Annotated in this window: 11 protein-coding genes, 1 tRNA gene and 2 pseudogenes; 12 read left to right on the top strand and 2 right to left on the bottom strand. The window is 46.2% G+C overall.

Features of this window, described 5'->3' with window-relative positions; genetic code table 11:
• Positions 1 to 59: 59 nt before the first annotated feature.
• The gene (locus G5B06_RS15835; RefSeq protein ID WP_148447596.1) at positions 60 to 1,220 is read right to left on the bottom strand and encodes a ComEC/Rec2 family competence protein; all 1,161 of its coding nucleotides are present in this window, start codon (positions 1,218 to 1,220) and stop codon (positions 60 to 62) included.
• Between the two features lie 181 nt (positions 1,221 to 1,401).
• Positions 1,402 to 1,473, bottom strand: a tRNA-Glu gene (locus G5B06_RS15830).
• Positions 1,474 to 1,923: 450 nt separating this feature from the next.
• Here G5B06_RS15830 and G5B06_RS15825 point away from each other — a divergent pair.
• From G5B06_RS15825 to G5B06_RS19090, 12 genes and pseudogenes are all read left to right on the top strand, one after another.
• Positions 1,924 to 3,849 carry a DNA gyrase/topoisomerase IV subunit B gene (locus tag G5B06_RS15825; protein WP_118170294.1) on the top strand — a complete coding sequence of 642 codons (1,926 nt, stop codon included), beginning with the start codon at positions 1,924 to 1,926 and terminating at the stop codon, positions 3,847 to 3,849.
• A gap of 26 nt (positions 3,850 to 3,875) precedes the next feature.
• Positions 3,876 to 6,122 (top strand): DNA gyrase/topoisomerase IV subunit A, encoded by a 2,247-nt coding sequence (locus tag G5B06_RS15820; protein WP_173772493.1) that lies wholly within the window; start codon positions 3,876 to 3,878, stop codon positions 6,120 to 6,122.
• A 153-nt stretch (positions 6,123 to 6,275) separates the two neighbouring features.
• Entirely contained in the window at positions 6,276 to 7,109 is an 834-nt protein-coding gene (locus G5B06_RS15815; RefSeq protein WP_173763063.1) for a metal-dependent transcriptional regulator, read from the top strand.
• A gap of 9 nt (positions 7,110 to 7,118) precedes the next feature.
• Complete coding sequence (locus G5B06_RS15810) at positions 7,119 to 7,949, top strand: hypothetical protein (protein WP_173772491.1); 831 nt, start codon at positions 7,119 to 7,121, stop codon at positions 7,947 to 7,949.
• Positions 7,950 to 8,850: 901 nt separating this feature from the next.
• Positions 8,851 to 13,293, top strand: a complete 4,443-nt coding sequence (locus G5B06_RS15805) for an FIVAR domain-containing protein (RefSeq protein WP_173772489.1) — start codon at positions 8,851 to 8,853, stop codon at positions 13,291 to 13,293.
• A 308-nt stretch (positions 13,294 to 13,601) separates the two neighbouring features.
• On the top strand, positions 13,602 to 16,319 hold the full coding sequence (locus tag G5B06_RS15800; RefSeq protein WP_173763066.1) for an NEAT domain-containing protein: 2,718 nt from the start codon (positions 13,602 to 13,604) through the stop codon (positions 16,317 to 16,319).
• Between the two features lie 239 nt (positions 16,320 to 16,558).
• Complete coding sequence (locus G5B06_RS15795) at positions 16,559 to 16,783, top strand: hypothetical protein (protein WP_173763067.1); 225 nt, start codon at positions 16,559 to 16,561, stop codon at positions 16,781 to 16,783.
• Between the two features lie 30 nt (positions 16,784 to 16,813).
• A pseudogene (locus G5B06_RS15790) lies at positions 16,814 to 17,236 on the top strand (cobaltochelatase subunit CobN); the annotation flags it as partial.
• Positions 17,175 to 17,357 (top strand): annotated as a pseudogene (locus G5B06_RS19840) (cobaltochelatase subunit CobN); the annotation flags it as partial. The pseudogenes G5B06_RS15790 and G5B06_RS19840, both read left to right, overlap by 62 nt.
• A gap of 118 nt (positions 17,358 to 17,475) precedes the next feature.
• The gene (locus G5B06_RS15780) at positions 17,476 to 18,054 is read left to right on the top strand and encodes a cobaltochelatase subunit CobN (RefSeq protein WP_173763068.1); all 579 of its coding nucleotides are present in this window, start codon (positions 17,476 to 17,478) and stop codon (positions 18,052 to 18,054) included.
• Positions 18,055 to 18,071: 17 nt separating this feature from the next.
• The gene (locus tag G5B06_RS15775) at positions 18,072 to 18,251 is read left to right on the top strand and encodes a hypothetical protein (protein WP_173763069.1); all 180 of its coding nucleotides are present in this window, start codon (positions 18,072 to 18,074) and stop codon (positions 18,249 to 18,251) included.
• Between the two features lie 66 nt (positions 18,252 to 18,317).
• On the top strand, positions 18,318 to 18,497 hold a 180-nt coding region (locus G5B06_RS19090), incomplete at its 3' end, for a hypothetical protein (RefSeq protein ID WP_244092703.1).

Here is an 18,497-nt window from a genome sequence, read left to right as displayed (position 1 = left end):
TTATCCATATTACGTTAACATGACATAATACTCACCAGGCCTGAAATACATTGTCGTTTCTAATAACACTTCTTACAAGCCTCATACCCCGCAGCTTCCGCCTGTGCGCGGGTCATCTCCGTAGCGTTATCCGGGTTCATATTTCCGCAGTTGGGGATCCGGTGATACTTGCTTCCGGTAGCGGAGATCCATACCATATCTCCGACCGGTTCCGGATCAGCCTGCACTTCAGCCTGAGAATCCCCGGCCCCATTGGAAGAACTATATCCGGATGTACCAGAATTATCATAAGCAGAAGAAGGCTGCGTACCAGTATCTGATTCATCACCCGCAGAATAATCATTACACGGACTCTGGTTCCACTCAATGTTATTTCCGTCACTGACCGCGATCACCGTACCTTGCTCATCCGTACGGAACACCTGGATTCCCATATCGGCAAGTTTGTCCATAGTATCCTTATGTGGATGCCCGTAGGAATTACCTGCGCCGCAGCTGATCACTGCATATTCCGGAACTGTCTCCTGGAGCAGATCCCAGGTAGTAGCAGTGGCAGAACCATGATGCCCCGGAACAATCACATCGCAGGAAAGATCCAGTCCCAGATTACAGATCGCTTCCTCACCGGCAGACTCCGCATCTCCCGTAAACAGGAAATGATTGCTTCCGTTTTCCAGTCGGATCGCAACAGAATTATCGTTATCATTGCTGCTGATGGACTGGGGAGAAAGAACCGTAAATTTCCCGCTTCCGAAAGAGAAATCCGTTCCAGGTTCCGGATGCTGCACAGTCAGTCCCTGAGCGGCAACGCTGTTTTCGAAAGACTGATAGATCTTCGTATCCTGCACATAATCCGCACCGATCACATTTTTTACGGAAAAACTGTCCAGACATCCAACAAGACCGGCCACATGATCCTCGTCATAATGGGAGGAGATCATATAATCGATGGTGGAAATATTCTGTTTCTGCAGATACGAAACCACGAAACTGGAATGTCCCCGGTCACCGCCGTCATACAGAAGATTCTTACCCCGCGACTGGACCAGGATGGAAAGTCCCTGTCCAACATCCAGAAAATGGACAGCCATCGTCGTGTCAGCAGAAGCAGCCTCAGCTGTATAAGCAGCAGAGGGAACTCCTGCCGTTGTCAGCAGAACAAGCAGCAGCGAAAGAAAAAACGCCTGCAGTTTTCTGCGAAAAGAAAGTTTGTGATGCATGAGAAGTCACCCCTTATCTTAAGTTTTTTTTCAGGGGAAATTATAAAACAGAAAATAAAAAAATGCAAAAAAGTATCAAAACATATAGTTGATTACACTTTTGATTACACCCCTGTTTTTCATCACTTCCGGAGCAACGAAAAAAGCAGTTAGAATAAGGTTTCTAACTGCTTTTACGCAATAGCCAGTACGGGAATCGAACCCGTGTTTCCGCCGTGAGAGGGCGGCGTCTTAGCCCCTTGACCAACTGGCCATATTCATTTGTTTCTGTCGTTTAAATTGTTTCCCTCAACCGACTTCGTTAGTATATAACACTTTTTTTCAAAATGCAAGTACTTTTTTCATTTTTTTTAAAAAATTTTTCGGGGAGTTTCAGGAACCGGATTTTACTTGCAGTTTTAAAGGGGGTTTGATAGAATAGATAGGCTGTGGCGGCTGAAGAAATCAGTCTTTTAACCAAATTAAGTAAGTCCCCTGCTTGACCCGAATTAAAGAAGTCCCCAGCGGGGGTGCGAATATCTGCCTGCCGGACAGACAGATTTCCTGAGCTGCTATACTGTGAAAAGAAAAAAGGAATATTTTACAGAAATCAATATAGTAACTATATAATATAGTAGGAATATAAATGTCTGCTTTACGAAAAAGCAAATTTCTGATATAATACAAACAAATGTTCGAAAAGAAAAAGAAAGGAATCAGTGGAATGGCAAAAAAAGACACTTATGATGCGGACAGTATCTCTGTCCTGGAAGGCCTCGAGGCCGTACGAAAGCGCCCCGGTATGTACATCGGAAGCGTATCCAGAAAGGGACTGAACCATCTGATATATGAGATCGTAGACAATGCGGTAGACGAGCACCTTGCAGGATATTGCAGCCTGATCCATGTAGTTCTTGAGAAGGACGGTTCCTGTACAGTAGAAGATAACGGACGAGGAATCCCGGTAGATATGCATGCCAAGGGCGTGTCAGCGGAACGACTTGTTTTTACAACTCTTCATGCAGGCGGTAAGTTTGATAATTCCGCATATAAGACAAGCGGTGGACTTCATGGCGTGGGCTCTTCGGTTGTAAATGCATTGTCCACCTATCTGGATATTAAGATCAGCCGTGACGGCTATGTACATCATGACCACTATGAGAGAGGAATCCCTACCATTGAACTGGAAGCAGGACTTCTCCCGAAGCTGGGGAAAACCAGAGGAACCGGAACCTGTGTGAACTTCCTTCCGGACCCGGAGATCTTTGAGAAAACAAGATTCGGGGCAGCCGATGTAAAGAGCCGTCTTCACGAGACTGCTTACCTGAACCCGGAACTTACGATCCATTTTGAGGACCGAAGAGGGGATACGATCGAAGATATCCAGTATCATGAGCCGGAGGGAATCGTGGGATTTATCCGTGATCTCAATAAGAACGCACAACCACTTCATGATCCGGTCTACTTTAAAGGAGAGGCAGACGGAATCCAGGTGGAGATAGCTTTTCAGTTTACCAATGAATTCCGTGAGAACGTCCTTGGATTCTGTAACAATATCTACAATGCAGAAGGCGGAACACATCTGACCGGTTTTAAGACAACCTTTACAACCGTAATGAACACTTACGCACGTGAGATCGGTGTACTGAAAGATAAAGATTCCAACTTTACAGGAGCAGATATCCGAAATGGTATGACAGCCGTTGTCTCCATCAAACATCCGGCACCCCGTTTTGAGGGCCAGACCAAGACCAAGCTGGACAACCAGGATGCGTCCAGAGCCACCGGTAAAGTGACAGGGGAACAGCTGGTACTCTTCTTTGACCGAAACCTGGAAACACTGAAGACGGTACTTTCCTGTGCGGAAAAAGCGGCCAAGATCCGTAAGACGGAAGAACGTGCCAAGACCAATCTTCTCACCAAGCAGAAATACTCTTTTGATTCCAACGGCAAGCTGGCCAACTGTGAGAAGAAAGATCCGTCTCTCTGCGAGATCTTTATTGTAGAGGGAGATTCCGCCGGCGGTTCTGCCAAGACTGCCAGAGACCGTAACTATCAGGCTATCCTGCCTATCCGCGGTAAGATCCTCAATGTAGAGAAAGCCACCATCGACAAGGTACTGGCCAATGCGGAGATCAAGACCATGATCAACGCTTTTGGATGTGGCTTTTCCGAAGGATACGGAAACGATTTCGATATCACCAAACTCCGTTACGATAAGATTGTAATTATGGCCGATGCCGATGTGGACGGAGCCCATATCTCCACGCTGCTTTTGACATTATTCTACCGTTTTATGCCGGAACTGATCTATGAGGGACATGTATATATTGCCATGCCGCCTCTTTATAAAGTGATGCCCAAGAAGGGACAGGAGGAATATCTCTACGATGACAAGGCTCTGGAGAAATACCGCCGGAGCCATAAACCGGGAAGTTTTACCCTTCAGAGATATAAAGGTCTGGGAGAGATGGACGCCCAGCAGCTGTGGGAGACGACTCTGAATCCGGAGACCCGAATGATGAAGCGTGTGGAGATCGAAGATGCCCGCATGGCTTCTGATGTGACAGAGATCCTTATGGGAAGCGATGTTCCGCCACGTAAGGCATTTATCTACGAGCATGCTACAGATGCAGAACTGGATATCTGATCGGATAGAAATTGGGAGAATAAACTATGAATACGAAACAGGACAATATCATCCGCACAGACTATGCGGAGATCATGCAGAAATCATATATCGATTACGCCATGAGCGTTATCATTTCCAGAGCGCTGCCGGATGTACGTGACGGACTGAAGCCGGTACAGCGCCGTACTCTTTACGATATGTACGAGCTGGGTATCCGGTACGACCGCCCGTACCGTAAATGTGCCCGTATCGTAGGAGATACCATGGGTAAATATCATCCACATGGAGACAGCTCCATCTATGATGCCCTTGTAGTAATGGCACAGGAATTCAAAAAAGGCCGCACACTGGTTGACGGACATGGAAATTTCGGTTCCATCGAGGGAGACGGAGCTGCAGCCATGCGATACACAGAAGCCCGGCTGGAGAAGCTGACACAGGAAGTTTTTCTGGAAGATCTGGATAAGAACGTTGTGAACTTTATGCCGAACTTCGACGAGACAGAGAAAGAGCCTGTGGTACTTCCGGTGCGTATCCCGAACCTTCTTGTAAACGGAGCAGACGGAATCGCCGTAGGTATGGCCACCAGCATTCCGCCTCACAACCTGGGCGAGGTGGTGGATGCAGTGAAGGCATACATGAAAAATAACGATATCAGTACCAGAGGCCTGATGCGCTATCTGAAAGGACCGGATTTCCCGACAGGTGGTATCGTAGTAAACAAGGACGACCTTGTAAAGATCTATGAATCCGGAACCGGCAAGCTTCGTATCCGCGGACGTGTGGAAGTGGAGAAGCTGAAAGGCGGCCGCCAGCAGCTGGTGATCACAGAGATCCCTTACACCATGATCGGTGCCAACATCGGAAAATTCCTCAACGATATCGCAACTCTTGTAGAAGCCAAGAAGACAACGGACATTGTGGATATTTCCAACCAGTCATCCAAGGAGGGAATCCGTATTGTTCTGGAACTGAAGCGTGACGCAGATGTGGAGAACCTTACCAACATGCTCTACAAGAAGACCAGGCTTGAGGATACCTTCGGTGTCAACATGCTGGCAGTTGCAGACGGAAGACCGGAAACACTGGGACTGAAGCAGATCATCGCCCATCACGTAGACTTTGTATTTGAAGTCAATTCCAGGAAATATACCACGCTTCTTGCAAAGGAGCAGGAAAGACGGGAAATCCAGGAAGGCCTTATCAAAGCCTGCGATGTTATCGACCTGATCATCGAGATTCTCCGTGGCAGTAAGAGCCGTGACCAGGTAAAAAAATGCCTTACAGATGGCATTACGGAAGGAATCCGATTTAAAATCAAGACTTCCGAAAAAACGGCAAAAGCCCTGAAATTTACAGAGAAGCAGGCCACAGCCATTCTGGATATGCGCCTTTATAAACTGATCGGACTGGAAATCGATGCCCTGATGAAAGAGCATGAGGAGACCATGAAGAATATTGCAAGGTATGAGGATATTCTGAACAATTATGATTCCATGGCAGCTGTGATCATGACAGAACTGGATCAGATCAAGAAGGAATACGGCAGCAAACGTAAGACTTCCATAGAGAATGCAGAGGAAGCGGTTTACGAAGAGAAGAAGATGGAAGAGACAGAAGTCTGCTTCCTGATGGACCGTTTCGGATATATCCGCCTTATTGACAAGAACGCCTATGAGCGAAACAAAGAAGCTGCCCATGCAGAGAGCCGTTACGTGTTTATCTGCATGAACACGGACAAGATCTGTATTTTTACAGATACCGGAAAGCTTCATACAGTGAAAGCAGAGGATATTCCGCTGGTGCGTTTCCGCGACAAGGGAGTTCCTGCGGACAATCTGGGTAATTATGACAGTACTACCGAGCAGATCCTCTATGTGGCTCCGCTGAGCCAGGTAGCAGCTTCCACAGTACTTTTTGTTACAGAAAATGGTATGTGCAAGCTGGTAAAGGGTGACGAGTTCCGCGCTTCCAAACGTACCATTGTTTCCACCAAGCTTATGGAAGATGACCGTCTGGTATTCGTAGGTGCGGCAGACGAGATGGATCAGGTAGTATTCCAGTCAGAAAAAGGCTACTTCCTCCGCATCATGAAAACCGAGATTTCTGTCACCAAGAAAAACGCCATGGGCGTCCGCGGCATGAAGCTTACCGGCGAAGACCGCATCCACCATGCCTACCTCCTGGAAAGCCGCCAGGAATACGCTATTACCTATCATGACAAGCAGTATGTGCTGAATAAAGTCAAACTTGCCAAGAGAGACACCAAAGGTGTGAAGCCGAGAGTATAATTAAAAACCCACCAGTCAAATTACAGCCTCCACTGTAATCTGTCTGGTGGGATTTTTTTACCCTCTTGACAGCGGTGTGGGCCATCTCCTATAATGAATTAGACTAAACTAACACAGCCGCAAATATAAATGAAGTTCAGAAAAGAAAAAACAATGAAAAAGAATCAAGAGTTTACAGAAGAACTGGGCCACAGTATGCCTTCTTCCCGGCGGGAAACCGAGGAAGATATGCTGGAAGAGCTCTGTTTTCTTGCGAAAAAAAGTGCACAGATCACCATCCCAGAGATCTGTGGACGGATGGAGATGACCAGGCGGGAGGTGCTGGCTTATCTGAAACAGCTTGCTGCTCAGGGTTACGTAAAAATGGAAGAAAAAAACGCCTACGTCTGTCTTACAGAACTGGGCCGAATCCGGGGAGAGGAGTGTCGGCACCGCCATGAAACCTTTACCCAGTTTCTGCAGTATGTTGGTGTAGGCAGCAGTACTGCGGAAGAAGACGCCTGCAGGATGGAACATGTGGCAAGCGAGGAGACGGTACAGCAGATCTGCAATTTTGTTAATTATGGAAGCACTTTTGAGAGAGTGATGCGAAATACAGATCTCCGGTACCGCTATGAGCCGGGAGACTATCCTTTTATGATGGGCATTTATTACATGGAAAAAACATGCCCCAGAAGGCTGGCCGGTGAATTTAAAGATTATAAAGAACAGACCTGTCTCCATGTAAAAAAAGAAGACAGCTTTTTTGAGCTGTTCTGCACTTCCGGGGAGGAGAACAGACTTGCGCTCTGGTATATGGATCCGGAGACCGGCTGGACAAAAGCACGCAGAGAAAACGGAAATCCGGTAATTCCTACCGGTATATTTGAATATTTTATCCGGCATCACGATCCGGTCATAGAGGGAACCGCTCTGGTTGCTTTTGCCAGAGAAGGAGAGAAACCGATGGACTGGAACAGCCGTGAGCTAGATGTACATATCTGGTAGGAGGTTATTATGGAAAAAGAAAATACCGAAGATCTGCTGCATCCATCTATGTTGCAGATCCGTTATCTTACAGAACTTGCCAAAATCGGCAAAAAAAGAGGCAGTGTGGCGCTGATTGCGGATACCTGCGGTGTCAGCCATGGTCCTGTCAGCCGTTTCTTCAAGGAATGCATGGGCGTGGGATATCTCACAGATACTTATGAATTTACGGAAAAAGGAACGCAAGCACTTAGAACTTATCAGAGGATTCTGAAGGAAGTGGGACTATATCTGGAGCGGATTGGGATACCGGAGGTGGAAATCACGGAAAAGACCAGGCAGCTGGTTGAAAATGTGGATTACAGTCTTCTTATGACGATGACCAGGAATTCCGGGCAGGTAAAGGAGTCCAGGAATCAGCAGATTGCGGAGGAGGAAACTTCTTATTATCTGGAGAATGTTCTGGAAAAGGGCCGCTTTGATGTGGGGATTGCCATTTATCAGCTGGGTTCGGAGGGTACCAGGCTTTCCATGGCGAATAATGGATTTGAGCATCTGGCCTGTATCCGTAATAACAACAGAGGGAACTGGATTGAACTGATTATCAGGGAGATGCATGCTCATTCGCGGATTGACGGGGCTGATATGAGGGGACGGCTTTCTTCTCTGAAGTATGAGGATCAGGGGCAGCTTTATGAGGCGGCTATCCGTGAGGGGAAGGTTCGGATTCCTTTGAGTGCATGTCGGTTTATGAAAACGCGGCTGGGGAATGTGAAGGGGATGGTTCCGATTACAGTTACTTGCAGTGTGGGGAAGGCACATATGCCGGAGAGTACGGCGCTTTTGATGTTTTGGATGTAGGATGTATGGACGGATGGATGACGAACGGACGCCTGCGGGAGAGGATATCGATCTGGGCAGGGACTCCGTCGGGGGATACTACTAGGACTCCGTGAGCTGGCTAAAATCATTGCGGCAGAGCCAGAACTCGCCGTTGGCTCAGACAGCTGACTCTGCCGCAATAACGCCATCTCCCGCAGTCCAAGTAGTAATCACCCCTCCTACGCAACAGCCCAGATCGATATCCTCTCCCACAGGCTGATGCATCCAACCGATAAGAAAGAACCGCGGACGGAAGTGGACTTGGCGTCCTGTCCTGTGATTATGAAAGTGTAGCTGTATTGGCGTGGCGTTTCATTCTGAATACCGAAGAATCTAAGAACCAGATCGGCACGTTGTATCATTCTGAACACCGAAGAACCCAGGCCCCAGATCGGCACAGTGTATCATTCTGAATATCGCAGCATACAGATAAAAGTTAATAACGTTACGCATACAACAACGAAGAACTTCTTCCGTGCCCAAGAGGGTGGGGGGGGGTGCAGGGGGAGGGCCTTCGGGCTTACGGAACTCTGAGATGGCCTTCCCCCTGCGTATTCTCGCATTGAAAATGTGACCGCCGTAGCACTACCGCCCCGCGAAGGAATATTAAGTATTATTTTTCGTACACAGATTAAAAGCCGAAATGAAGAAATTTCGGCTTTTTTTTGTACTCAAAATCTGGAAAAGCTGATATTTAAAGGCTTTTCTGATTTCAGAAACGGTTCTTGCCGGGAACGGAAGGAGAAAAAATAGTTGACCGGAACTAACACTTATGATTAAAATGTCACCAGAGAGTTAGCTTTGGATAACAAGCGGCTGTTTATCCGGGTAACTTAAAAGAACGGTGTATGACACCTTGTACGACATAAGGAGGAAAGAAATGAGAAGAAAGAATTTGTGGCTTCGTCTGTCATCCTGCACGATGGCAGCGCTGATTGCGACAACATCCATTGTACCGGTATCTGCGGCTGATGTGGAGTTTCAGGATGAGGTTTCTGCGGAAACACCTGACACAGAGGCAGAAGAGGTAAGTGAGGCTCCGGAGGCGGAAGTGCAGGAGCAGGAGGATATTACGCTTACTACTGAGGAGAATACAGATCAGGCAGCGGAGGAACTGCAGGATGCAGAGGATGCGGCGGAACTTACTGCAGAGGATGGTTTCTCAGATGGCGATGCAGTGGTACAGGAAGCAGCGGCAGATGCGGTTTCTGATACGGTTCAGACCGGATTTGGAAGCGCAAATACCAGCCTGGAAAAAGGTGCCTATGCGGTAACGGTTACTTTGATGAATGCAAGTGATCCGACAAAAGAATCTATGGCAGCTTCCTGCATTGCGGGAAAGGGTACTCTGGTAGTTGCTGAGGATGGAAGTGCAAAACTTACGGTTCCGATTCAGGCGGCCAATGTCAGAGGACAGGTTGCTTATGCAAAAGACTGGAAGGTTTACAAGAACTCCGAAAAAACAGAGTCCACGGATGCAGAGTATACTGTAGATGAAGATGGAAATGTAAACAGCATCACATTTGATATTCCGGATAAAACACAGGATGGTGTCTATGTAAGCATGTACATTGAACTTATGAATGCAATACAGGATGCATTTATGAATGTGGACTATGCAAATGCGGAAAAAGAGCAGGTTGGTGTAGACACCACAGCACTGGAAGCAGCCATCGCACAGGCAGATGCCCTGGATGAGATGGCTTATACAAAAGCTTCCTGGGACGGAAACAAGGAAGCTATTGACACTGCAAATGCAGCAGCAAAAGAGGCTCTTGAGAAAAAAGAATCTCAGGAGGCTGTGGATGCGGCAGCTACTGCGCTGACAAATGCGATGGGCAAGCTGGTTGCAGCCGGAGATCAGACAGAGCTGAAAGAAGTGTTGGCACAGGCAAAAGCGCTGAACGAGACAGATTACACAGTGAAAACCTGGAAATATGTACAGGATGCAATTGACACCGCAGAAGAAGTCATTGCAAACCGTGATACAAAAACAAAAGTCAGAAGAGCAAAAAGTTCTCTGAATACATGGATGGGTCAGCTTGTACGAAAATATGATACTACAGTACTGGAACAGAAAATTGCACAGGCAGAAGCTTTAGATAAAAACGACTATACAGCAGAGAGCTGGAAAGCTGCAAATCTGGCAAATACTATCAATGCGGCTAAGGAAGTAATTGAAAATCGTGGAAATAAAGATGATGTTCACGATGCAATCGAAAAACTTGAAACAGCAATCGAAAAATTAGTACCTGTTTCAAATGAGGTTACGGTTGGCCGTGGCAATTTTCAAAAGAAACTGGCACCTGGAACTTACAGTCTTCCAATTGAACTTTTGAATGGCGGAAAATCAGAAACTACCAATCAGTATACCTCTGCAAATTATATGAGCCAGGTTTCCATGGCCGCAGGATGCTTTACAGGAAATGCCACTCTGGTAATCCATGAAGATGGAACCGCAACACTGACAACAGGAGTACAGGCAATTTCAGCGATGGGAATGACAGGAGCAGCATCTGACTGGACGATCTATGAGAATACACAGGATTATCTGGACGGAACTGCAAATGCTACTACAGGAGCCCGCTTTAAAGCCCGTGTAGATGCATCAAAAGTACAGGCTGGTAAGAAAAAACCATCACAGATCAGTTTTACAATTCCGGATCTGAAACAGAACGTAGTTGCTACCCGTATGTATATTGAAGTCATGTCTGTAAATCAGGATGCCTGCATTGGTCTGGACTGGTCTAATGTAGAAAAAGTAAGTAATGACACAAGTGCAACCTCTACAGTTGAGAAGGAATATGTGGTAAAAGCAGATACTCTGACTCAGCTGAAAAACATGAAAGCTGGAAGCACTGTGAAATTAGACGAGGATGTTACTCTGACAGAAGATCTTGCAATCAGAGGTGGTACACTGGATCTTAATGGTCATGTGCTGGCGCAGGCAGACAATCTGATTATGATTAAAGGTGATGTGACTGTAATCGACAGCAGTGCAGAAAAAACAGGAAAAATCACACGTGAGAAATATTCTGAAAGCAGTCGTTCCTCAACTTCTATCTCTGTACAGAAAGGTTCATTTACAGCAGAAGGAGTTGTTATTGACGGACAGATTGGAAACAGAGTTTACAGTGGTGCACAGGCAAGTTTGAAAGATAATCCACGTGTAACTGTCAAATTGACAAATTGTACTCTGATTAATACTGTACAGACAGATACATCCATTGGTGGTGAGATGAATGTTACTTTTGCATCTCTGGAAAATGGTATTGACGTTATTATGGATTCCTGTACAGCAGATAAAGGAGTTTATGTTTCCAGTGGAACAGGAGAAAAAACAACAATAAATAACTGTAATCTGGGAGGATTGAATTTAAGTGGTACTTCTGCAACAGTAACCAACACAACAGTAACAAATAAGGCTACTATTGATGCAGACGAACTGACAATTCATGATGACAACTTTGGGGGTCTTGCAGTTGGTGGAAGTGGCGATGTGACGCTGGAAAATATCGTTTCTAAAACATCTGCAAATTACTATGGAGCACTGGAGATTACAGGATCCGGTCTTGTGACTGTAAAAAATGGTGTCTATGAGAATGAAGCTGGTTATGCTGTAAAATCCCAGGGATTCCCGGTTCGACTTGAAGGCGGATATTTTAAAGGTTCAGAAAGCAGTATCGATGGTGCATATATAACACCGGAAGGAAAAATTCTTGCGAATGTAACCGAAGGAGAATATGCAGGCTATCAGACAGTTATGGATGGAAAAGAGCCGGAAGTAGTAGATCCGGTAGCAACCGTTTATGATAAGGATGGAAATGTAGCAAAGCAGATTTCAGAAGAAAATGCTGCACTTACATTATCTTATGCAACCGCTGGACAGACTGTAAAATTAAATAAAGATGTGAATACATCAACAGTTTCATATTATAAAAACTGTACATTTGATTTAAATGGTCATGTATTAACAACAGAGTCAGGAATTACTGGAAATGCAGGAACCTGCCGTGTGATTGACAGTTCTGCTGAGAAGACTGGAAAAGTAGTCAGTGAAGATGGTATTTTTGCAGGAAATGCAGCAAACGCAACAATTATTCGGGATAATATTACCTGCGTGGGAAATTATTTACAGGGAATGTCAGCTGGTGCTGCATACGTTACTAATGGAACAAAAGTCAGTGGAACATTTGCTCTGAATGCAGTTATGGGTGGTGGTCTTACCCATGTACAGGATAGTTCCTGGACAATTGCAGAGACTGATTATAATGGAAACTCAGTAGATGCGAAAGCCCTTCTCGAAGGTTCCACCCGTACCTCCCAGTACACCATCACCCAGACCGGTGACCGTACCTTCACAGTTACAGCTAACGACCTGGGTAAAGCCATGAGAGCTTTCGAAGCGGTAAATGCTTCCGCATACACCAAGGCAAGCTACGCAGCAGCAAAAGCTGTTTACGATGAAATTGATGCTTCTGCAGATGAGGATATCCAGGGTGATGTTGTTGCACAGAAAGCAAAAGAGCTGAATGACGCAGTTGCAAAACTTCAGGCAGTAGCTACCGCAAAATCCGTCAGCGCTCTGAAATCCGCAGTTACAGCAGGCAAGAAGCTGAAATCCACAGATTACACAGCTTCCACATTCAAAACATTCACAACAGCCCTTACATCTGCTGAGAAAGTCCTAAATAATGCGGATCACTCCGAGGCTCAGGTAACTTCCGCAACCAAGTCTCTGGCAGCAGCGAAGGCCAAACTTGTGAAGAAGAATACACAGACCATCACCGTTACCGTAAAGAATACCAAAGGTACTGTCACAAAGAAATACGGTGACAAGGTGTTCTACATTGGTGCAAAGGCAAAAGGCGGACTGACCTACAAGTCCTCCAACACAAAGGTTGCAACGGTAGACAGCAAAGGAAAAGTTACCATCAAGGGTACAGGTGCAGTAAGAATTACCATGACTGCAAAAGCGACCTCCACATATAAGGCAGCAACCAGGGATCTTGTGATCAAAGTTGCAAAGAAGACTCCCTCCATCACAACCAAGATCAGCTCCAAGGCGATCTCCTACAATACACTGAAAAAGAAATCCCAGGTATTTACACTTGGAACTTCTGTGGCAAGCAAAGGAACTCTGACTTTTAAGAAACTTTCCGGAACTTCTGCCATCACAGTAAACAGCAAGACTGGTAAATTTACTGTAAAGAAAGGTCTTAAGAAAGGAACTTACAGAGTAAAAGTTCAGATCAAATCTGCTGCAAAAGGCAACTACAATGCAGCCAGCAGAACCATGACCGTAACTGTAAAAGTTAAATAAACAAATTCTTTCTATTCATTGATTTCACTTATGTGCACGCACCGGCTTTTCTCCCGAAAGCCGGTGCGTTGTATTAAAGGCCGAAATGAAGAAATTTCGGCTTTTTTTTGTGCCAAAAATCTGCAAATCCCTGTATTTACGGTATTTTTTGCTATTCATAACCGTTCCCGGAGGGAACCGAACATAAGAAAACAGTTGACCCGGACTAACACTTGCAGGTAGAATAACCACAGAGAGTTAGCCTGAGACAACAAGCGGCTGTTTGTCCCGGGTTTGTATCACAAAAAATAAAAGAAAGGCGAAAAAGAATGAAAAAGAAAGTAATTGCAGTTCTTCTTGCCTCCATGATGGCAACTTCCATGGTTCCGGTAACAGCCATGGCAGAGGATCAGCCTCTGATAGAGAGCACAGAAGACGCACAGGACCTGGCTGAAGAAGCGGAGACAGAGGGAGAGGCAGAGGACGTTTTTGCAGAAGAAAATGAAGCAGAAGAAGCCGATGCAGAAGAAACAGAGGATCTGGAGCAGAGCGAAGATGCCCTGGAGATTTCTCAGGAAGCGGCAGATCCTTTCGGACTCAGCGACGGAACCGCAGTTTTTTCTGATGAAGAAAGAACTGTAACCATCAACGGCGTATCTTTTGACACCACAAAAACTTACATCGTACCGCTCACTTTAAAGAACGCCCACAACCTGGATCAGGACAGTGCGGCAGTGGCATGCCCGGGAAAATTCGGAACCCTGACTTTTGAGGCAGACGGAACCGCGAAGATTTCCACAAACCTTCGAAGCGTAACCGTAGGAACCCTTACAGACTATGCTTACGATTTCAAGGTTTACCAGGGAGTCAAACCATCCGGAGATACCGTTGCGGCAGATGTGGTTGCCACACAAAATGTATCGAAGGCAGACGGAAGCGGAAACCATGATGTTCCGGAAACCATCTCCTTTACCATCCCGAAAGATACCTATTCCAATAACGGCGTGTATTTAAGCATGTATGTAGATGCCATGGGTTATGCGCCGGACGCTTTCCTTCAGATTGATTATGCAGAAAAAAAAGAATCCGGCGATCCGTCCCTGAACTTTACAACCGAGGTCAGCACTGCAGAGGTGGAGCAGTTTGGTAACTACAACGTAACTTCCCAGGTAACAGTAAAAGACGGACGAATTACCGATGTGGCTCTTGCAGGAAATGATTTCAAGGGAACCCATGCAGATGATAACCAGATGTACCTGAACAAGGCAATCAACGGCCTTGGAAGCACAAAGGGAATGAAAGAGAAGCTTACCGGCCTTTACATGAACGATGCCCAGAAACTCAATGATCTGGATACCGTTACCGGAGCTACCTATTCTTCCAACGCAATCAAAAACGCAACCATGAATGCACTTGGTGTAAAGATCGAGCAGGAAGTAATTCCGGATGCTCCGTCTGAGAAACCGGCTGCAGGACTTTATTACATTGAGATGAAAGACCGTACTGATGTGGTAGACCACGGTCTGGTAGGCGAGAGCAAAAAAGCCGGCGCATATCTTCGTGTAGATGATGCCGGAAAAATGTGGCTGACCTACAAGATGGTTTCCGGAACAACCGGCGAGCCGCTGTACGTTCTGGGCTATAATGGATACTATCCAAACGGAGATACCAGCAAAGCTCTTTCCATGGAAGGTGTCACTTATTCCACAGAAAAGATGACAGCACCGACCATCGGTGACTGCTCCGTTGTTACAGATATCACCGTTCCGCTTGACGGAATCAGCCAGACTTACGTCAATAACGTATCCCTTTATGTGGAAGCTATGAAAAACCTCAACGGCGAGGTTTCCGGAGTAAACTTTGACCACGGTAAATTTAACATCAATTCTACCATCACCCTGTACTGGGATACTCTTGACAATCTTTCCGAGGGTACCAACGCTACCAAACTTGCTACACTTTCCGACGGCGTTTACAAATTAAACGGCCAGATGGTCAAGGTAAACAAAGTGGATATGTCCATGAGCAACAATGCTATCAACCACAATGTAAAACTGGTAATGAAAGATGGACTTCCATACATCAGCATGAACTTCAACAGCCTGACGGTTGGTTCCCTGAAAGGTTACCTGAAGGATCTGAACTATTATGCAACCGGATACACCGTTTCCAAGACCGGTGAGCCAAGCGGTACACTGCTTCCGGTTCAGGTAGATTCCCTTCAGAAGTTCTCAAATGGAAAGACTCTGAAAGATGACTTCGGAACCAATTATCCGAATGATGTAACATTCCCGCTCTGCCAGGAGGCTATGACGGAAGAAAATGGGGAATATGTTCCGATGCAGGTATTTGTTCCGATTATGGATGCCATTACCGCAGGTACCGGAAAGCAGAATGTTTACCTGAAACTGGATTACTCCACACTGAAGAAAACAACTGCAGATGACAAGGATTTTGCAGAGACAGAGAAAGCTCCGACAGATCCGTCAGCCATCAAAGCACAGACCATCACTGTTACCGTAAAGAACACCAAAGGTGTTGTTTCCAAGAAATACGGGGACAAAGCATTCTACCTTGGCGCAAAGGCAAAAACAGGACTGACCTACAAGTCTTCCAACACAAAGATTGCTACCGTAGACAGCAAAGGTAAAGTTACCATCAAAGGTGTCGGAACTGTAAAGATTACCATTACCGCAAAGGCAAGTACAAGCTACAAGGCAGCAACAAAGACCATGACCATCAAGGTTGCAAAGGCAACTCCGGTACTGAAAACAAAGATCACTTCCAAGGCTATTTCCTACAGCGCACTGCGTAAGAAATCCCAGGTGTTTACACTTGGCGCTTCCACAAGCAGCAAAGGAACTCTGACTTATGCAAAAGTATCCGGAAGCTCTGCCTTTACCGTAAATAAGACAAACGGAAAAATCACCGTGAAGAAGGGCCTGAAAAAAGGAACTTATAAGGTCAAAGTGAAAATTTATTCCAAAGCAACCACCAGGTACAATGCAGGAAGCAAGACCGTTCTTGTTACTGTAAAAGTAAAATAAATTTCTGAAAAACCAATAAATAAAGTTTAACTTTCCCCCTCGTCCTGCCGGGTGCTTCCCCTGGCACAGAAAGCAGGATGCAGGGGGATTTTTCATATGTTTTGTGATATACTTTGCATAGCGGAGGAATGCTGGTAAGAATGTATACAGACAGGAGAAAAATATGAAATTTACGATAATAGCCGTTTCGGTACCTGCCCTCCGGCAGTGCACTTCTGAAAATGTACCGGATGCGGCGGATGGCACTGATGATGGGAAATATTCTGCCCTTTGGAATCACCAGGGATATGAAAAATGTGTTTCTGCTGATGGATTACTGGCAGCAGGCAACCAGGACGGATATGGAATCTTTTATGCATCTGATTCTCAGGCAGTATGGCGGCCGGAAATTTCTTCCAAAAGAAAAGCCGTGTACCATGGAATACGGAATTTATCTAAAAGATCCTTTTTCTCTGGAAACCTGAGATAATCCGTCGAAGTTCTGGAAACAGAAAAAATATGACCGGAAACGGGAAACCATAGCCCTTCTTTTTTACGGCCATTCCTATCCCAATGATTTTCTCCCTGTGGTACAGGCTGTGGCAGAGAAACTGGGAGAAAAATATAATATTCTGCCGGTGGCTTTTTCCCAGAATGAGGACGGAGATCTGAAAAAACTGAAAGCTTTTCTGAACCAGCCGGGAATTACGATTTCCGCAGTGATCAGCCTGATGCCTTTCCGGCTTGGGGCAGGTCCCATGGGCGGTGACGCGGATCAGGCCGTGGAAATTCTGAAAGAACTGGATGTTCCATATCTGAAACCTTTTTGCCTGACCAGGGTTTCCGGGGAAGAATGGCAGATGGCAGACGGAGTAAATCCAGGCGCTGGATGGGAGACTTTCTGGACTTCTGGCTCTGCAGAAAAAGAAAAACAGTGAAAAACATCTGGCCATTGTGTTCTATAATTATCCACCGGGAGAGAGCAATGTGTTCGGAGGGGCTTTTCTGGATACGTTTGCATCGGCGGCGGAGCTGTTAAAAGGGCTGAAAGAGGCCGGTTATGATACGGAGGAATGTTCCGGGGAAGAACTTCAGGAGCTGTTTGTCATAGGCGGACGCCATCATTCATTTCGGAACCCACGGGACGTTGGAATTTCTTCCTGGAAAGGAGAATGGCATGACCGGAGACTGCTGGCCGGACCGGCTGGTCGGTACGGTGCCTCATTTTTATTACTATTATATTGTAAATCCTTCGGAGGCCATGATTGCCAAACGCCGTTCCCTGGCAACCCTGATCAGTTACCGGGCGCCGGAACTGAAAAAGAGTGATCTGTACGGGGATTTTCAGGAGCTGAAAGAGATGATCGGAGAATACCGGGAAAGCCTTCAGAGTGCTTCGGAGCGCTGCGGGGATCTTCTGGAAAATATCGGGGTGCAGTCTGGAAAATGTGGCTTTCTTAAAAGAAATGCAGGAGAAAGCTGCTCAGAGAAGGATCTGGATTTTCAGGAAGAACAGCTCTATGAATATGAAAACAGCCTGATTACGGACGGACTTCATAAGATCAGCCAAGAAGAAATCAGTGGGCTGCTCCATGGATTAAACGGCAGATATGTTCCGGTGGGAACAGCTGGTGATGTGGTGAAAAATCCGGACATCCTGCCTTCCGGCCGGAATCTGGTGCAGTTTGACCCGAGACTGGTATCAACTAGGACTGCCTGGGAGAGAGGACAGAAGGCAGGGCGAAACCATACCTGATTGACAATCTGAATGCCATGCTCCGTCAGATCCTGCTTCTTGGGGAATCACCGCAGCAGAACTATTTTACGGAAAAAATGGCCGAAAAACTCCAAAAAGACCATCCGGAAATGGATGAGCAGACAATCCTGGATCTGTTTTACGGTTATTCCTTCCGGAAGCATGGTACGCAGGCAAAAGAGGTATTGTGTGAGTAGACTTTTGTAAAAAGCGCAGTGCTGTCCATTCTGGAGCGGGTGTACAGTGAACGGGAACGGGCCGGTATGGTGGTGTTTGAAAACCGGAAAGCCATAGAGGTTCTGGAAACAGAAAAACGGAAGAATCCGGAAGAACCGGGAATTCTTGTGATTCTCACCGACGGAAAGGCAAACTTTGATACCGGAGAAGGAAAAGTTTCAAAACAGAGATCAATCCTACAGAAGAGCAGAAGATTAAAATACATA

Source organism: Blautia luti, assembly GCF_013304735.1.
Lineage (GTDB): Bacteria > Bacillota > Clostridia > Lachnospirales > Lachnospiraceae > Blautia_A.
Note: the sequence above shows the minus strand (reverse complement) of the source record. Positions and strands in the feature narration are given on the sequence as shown.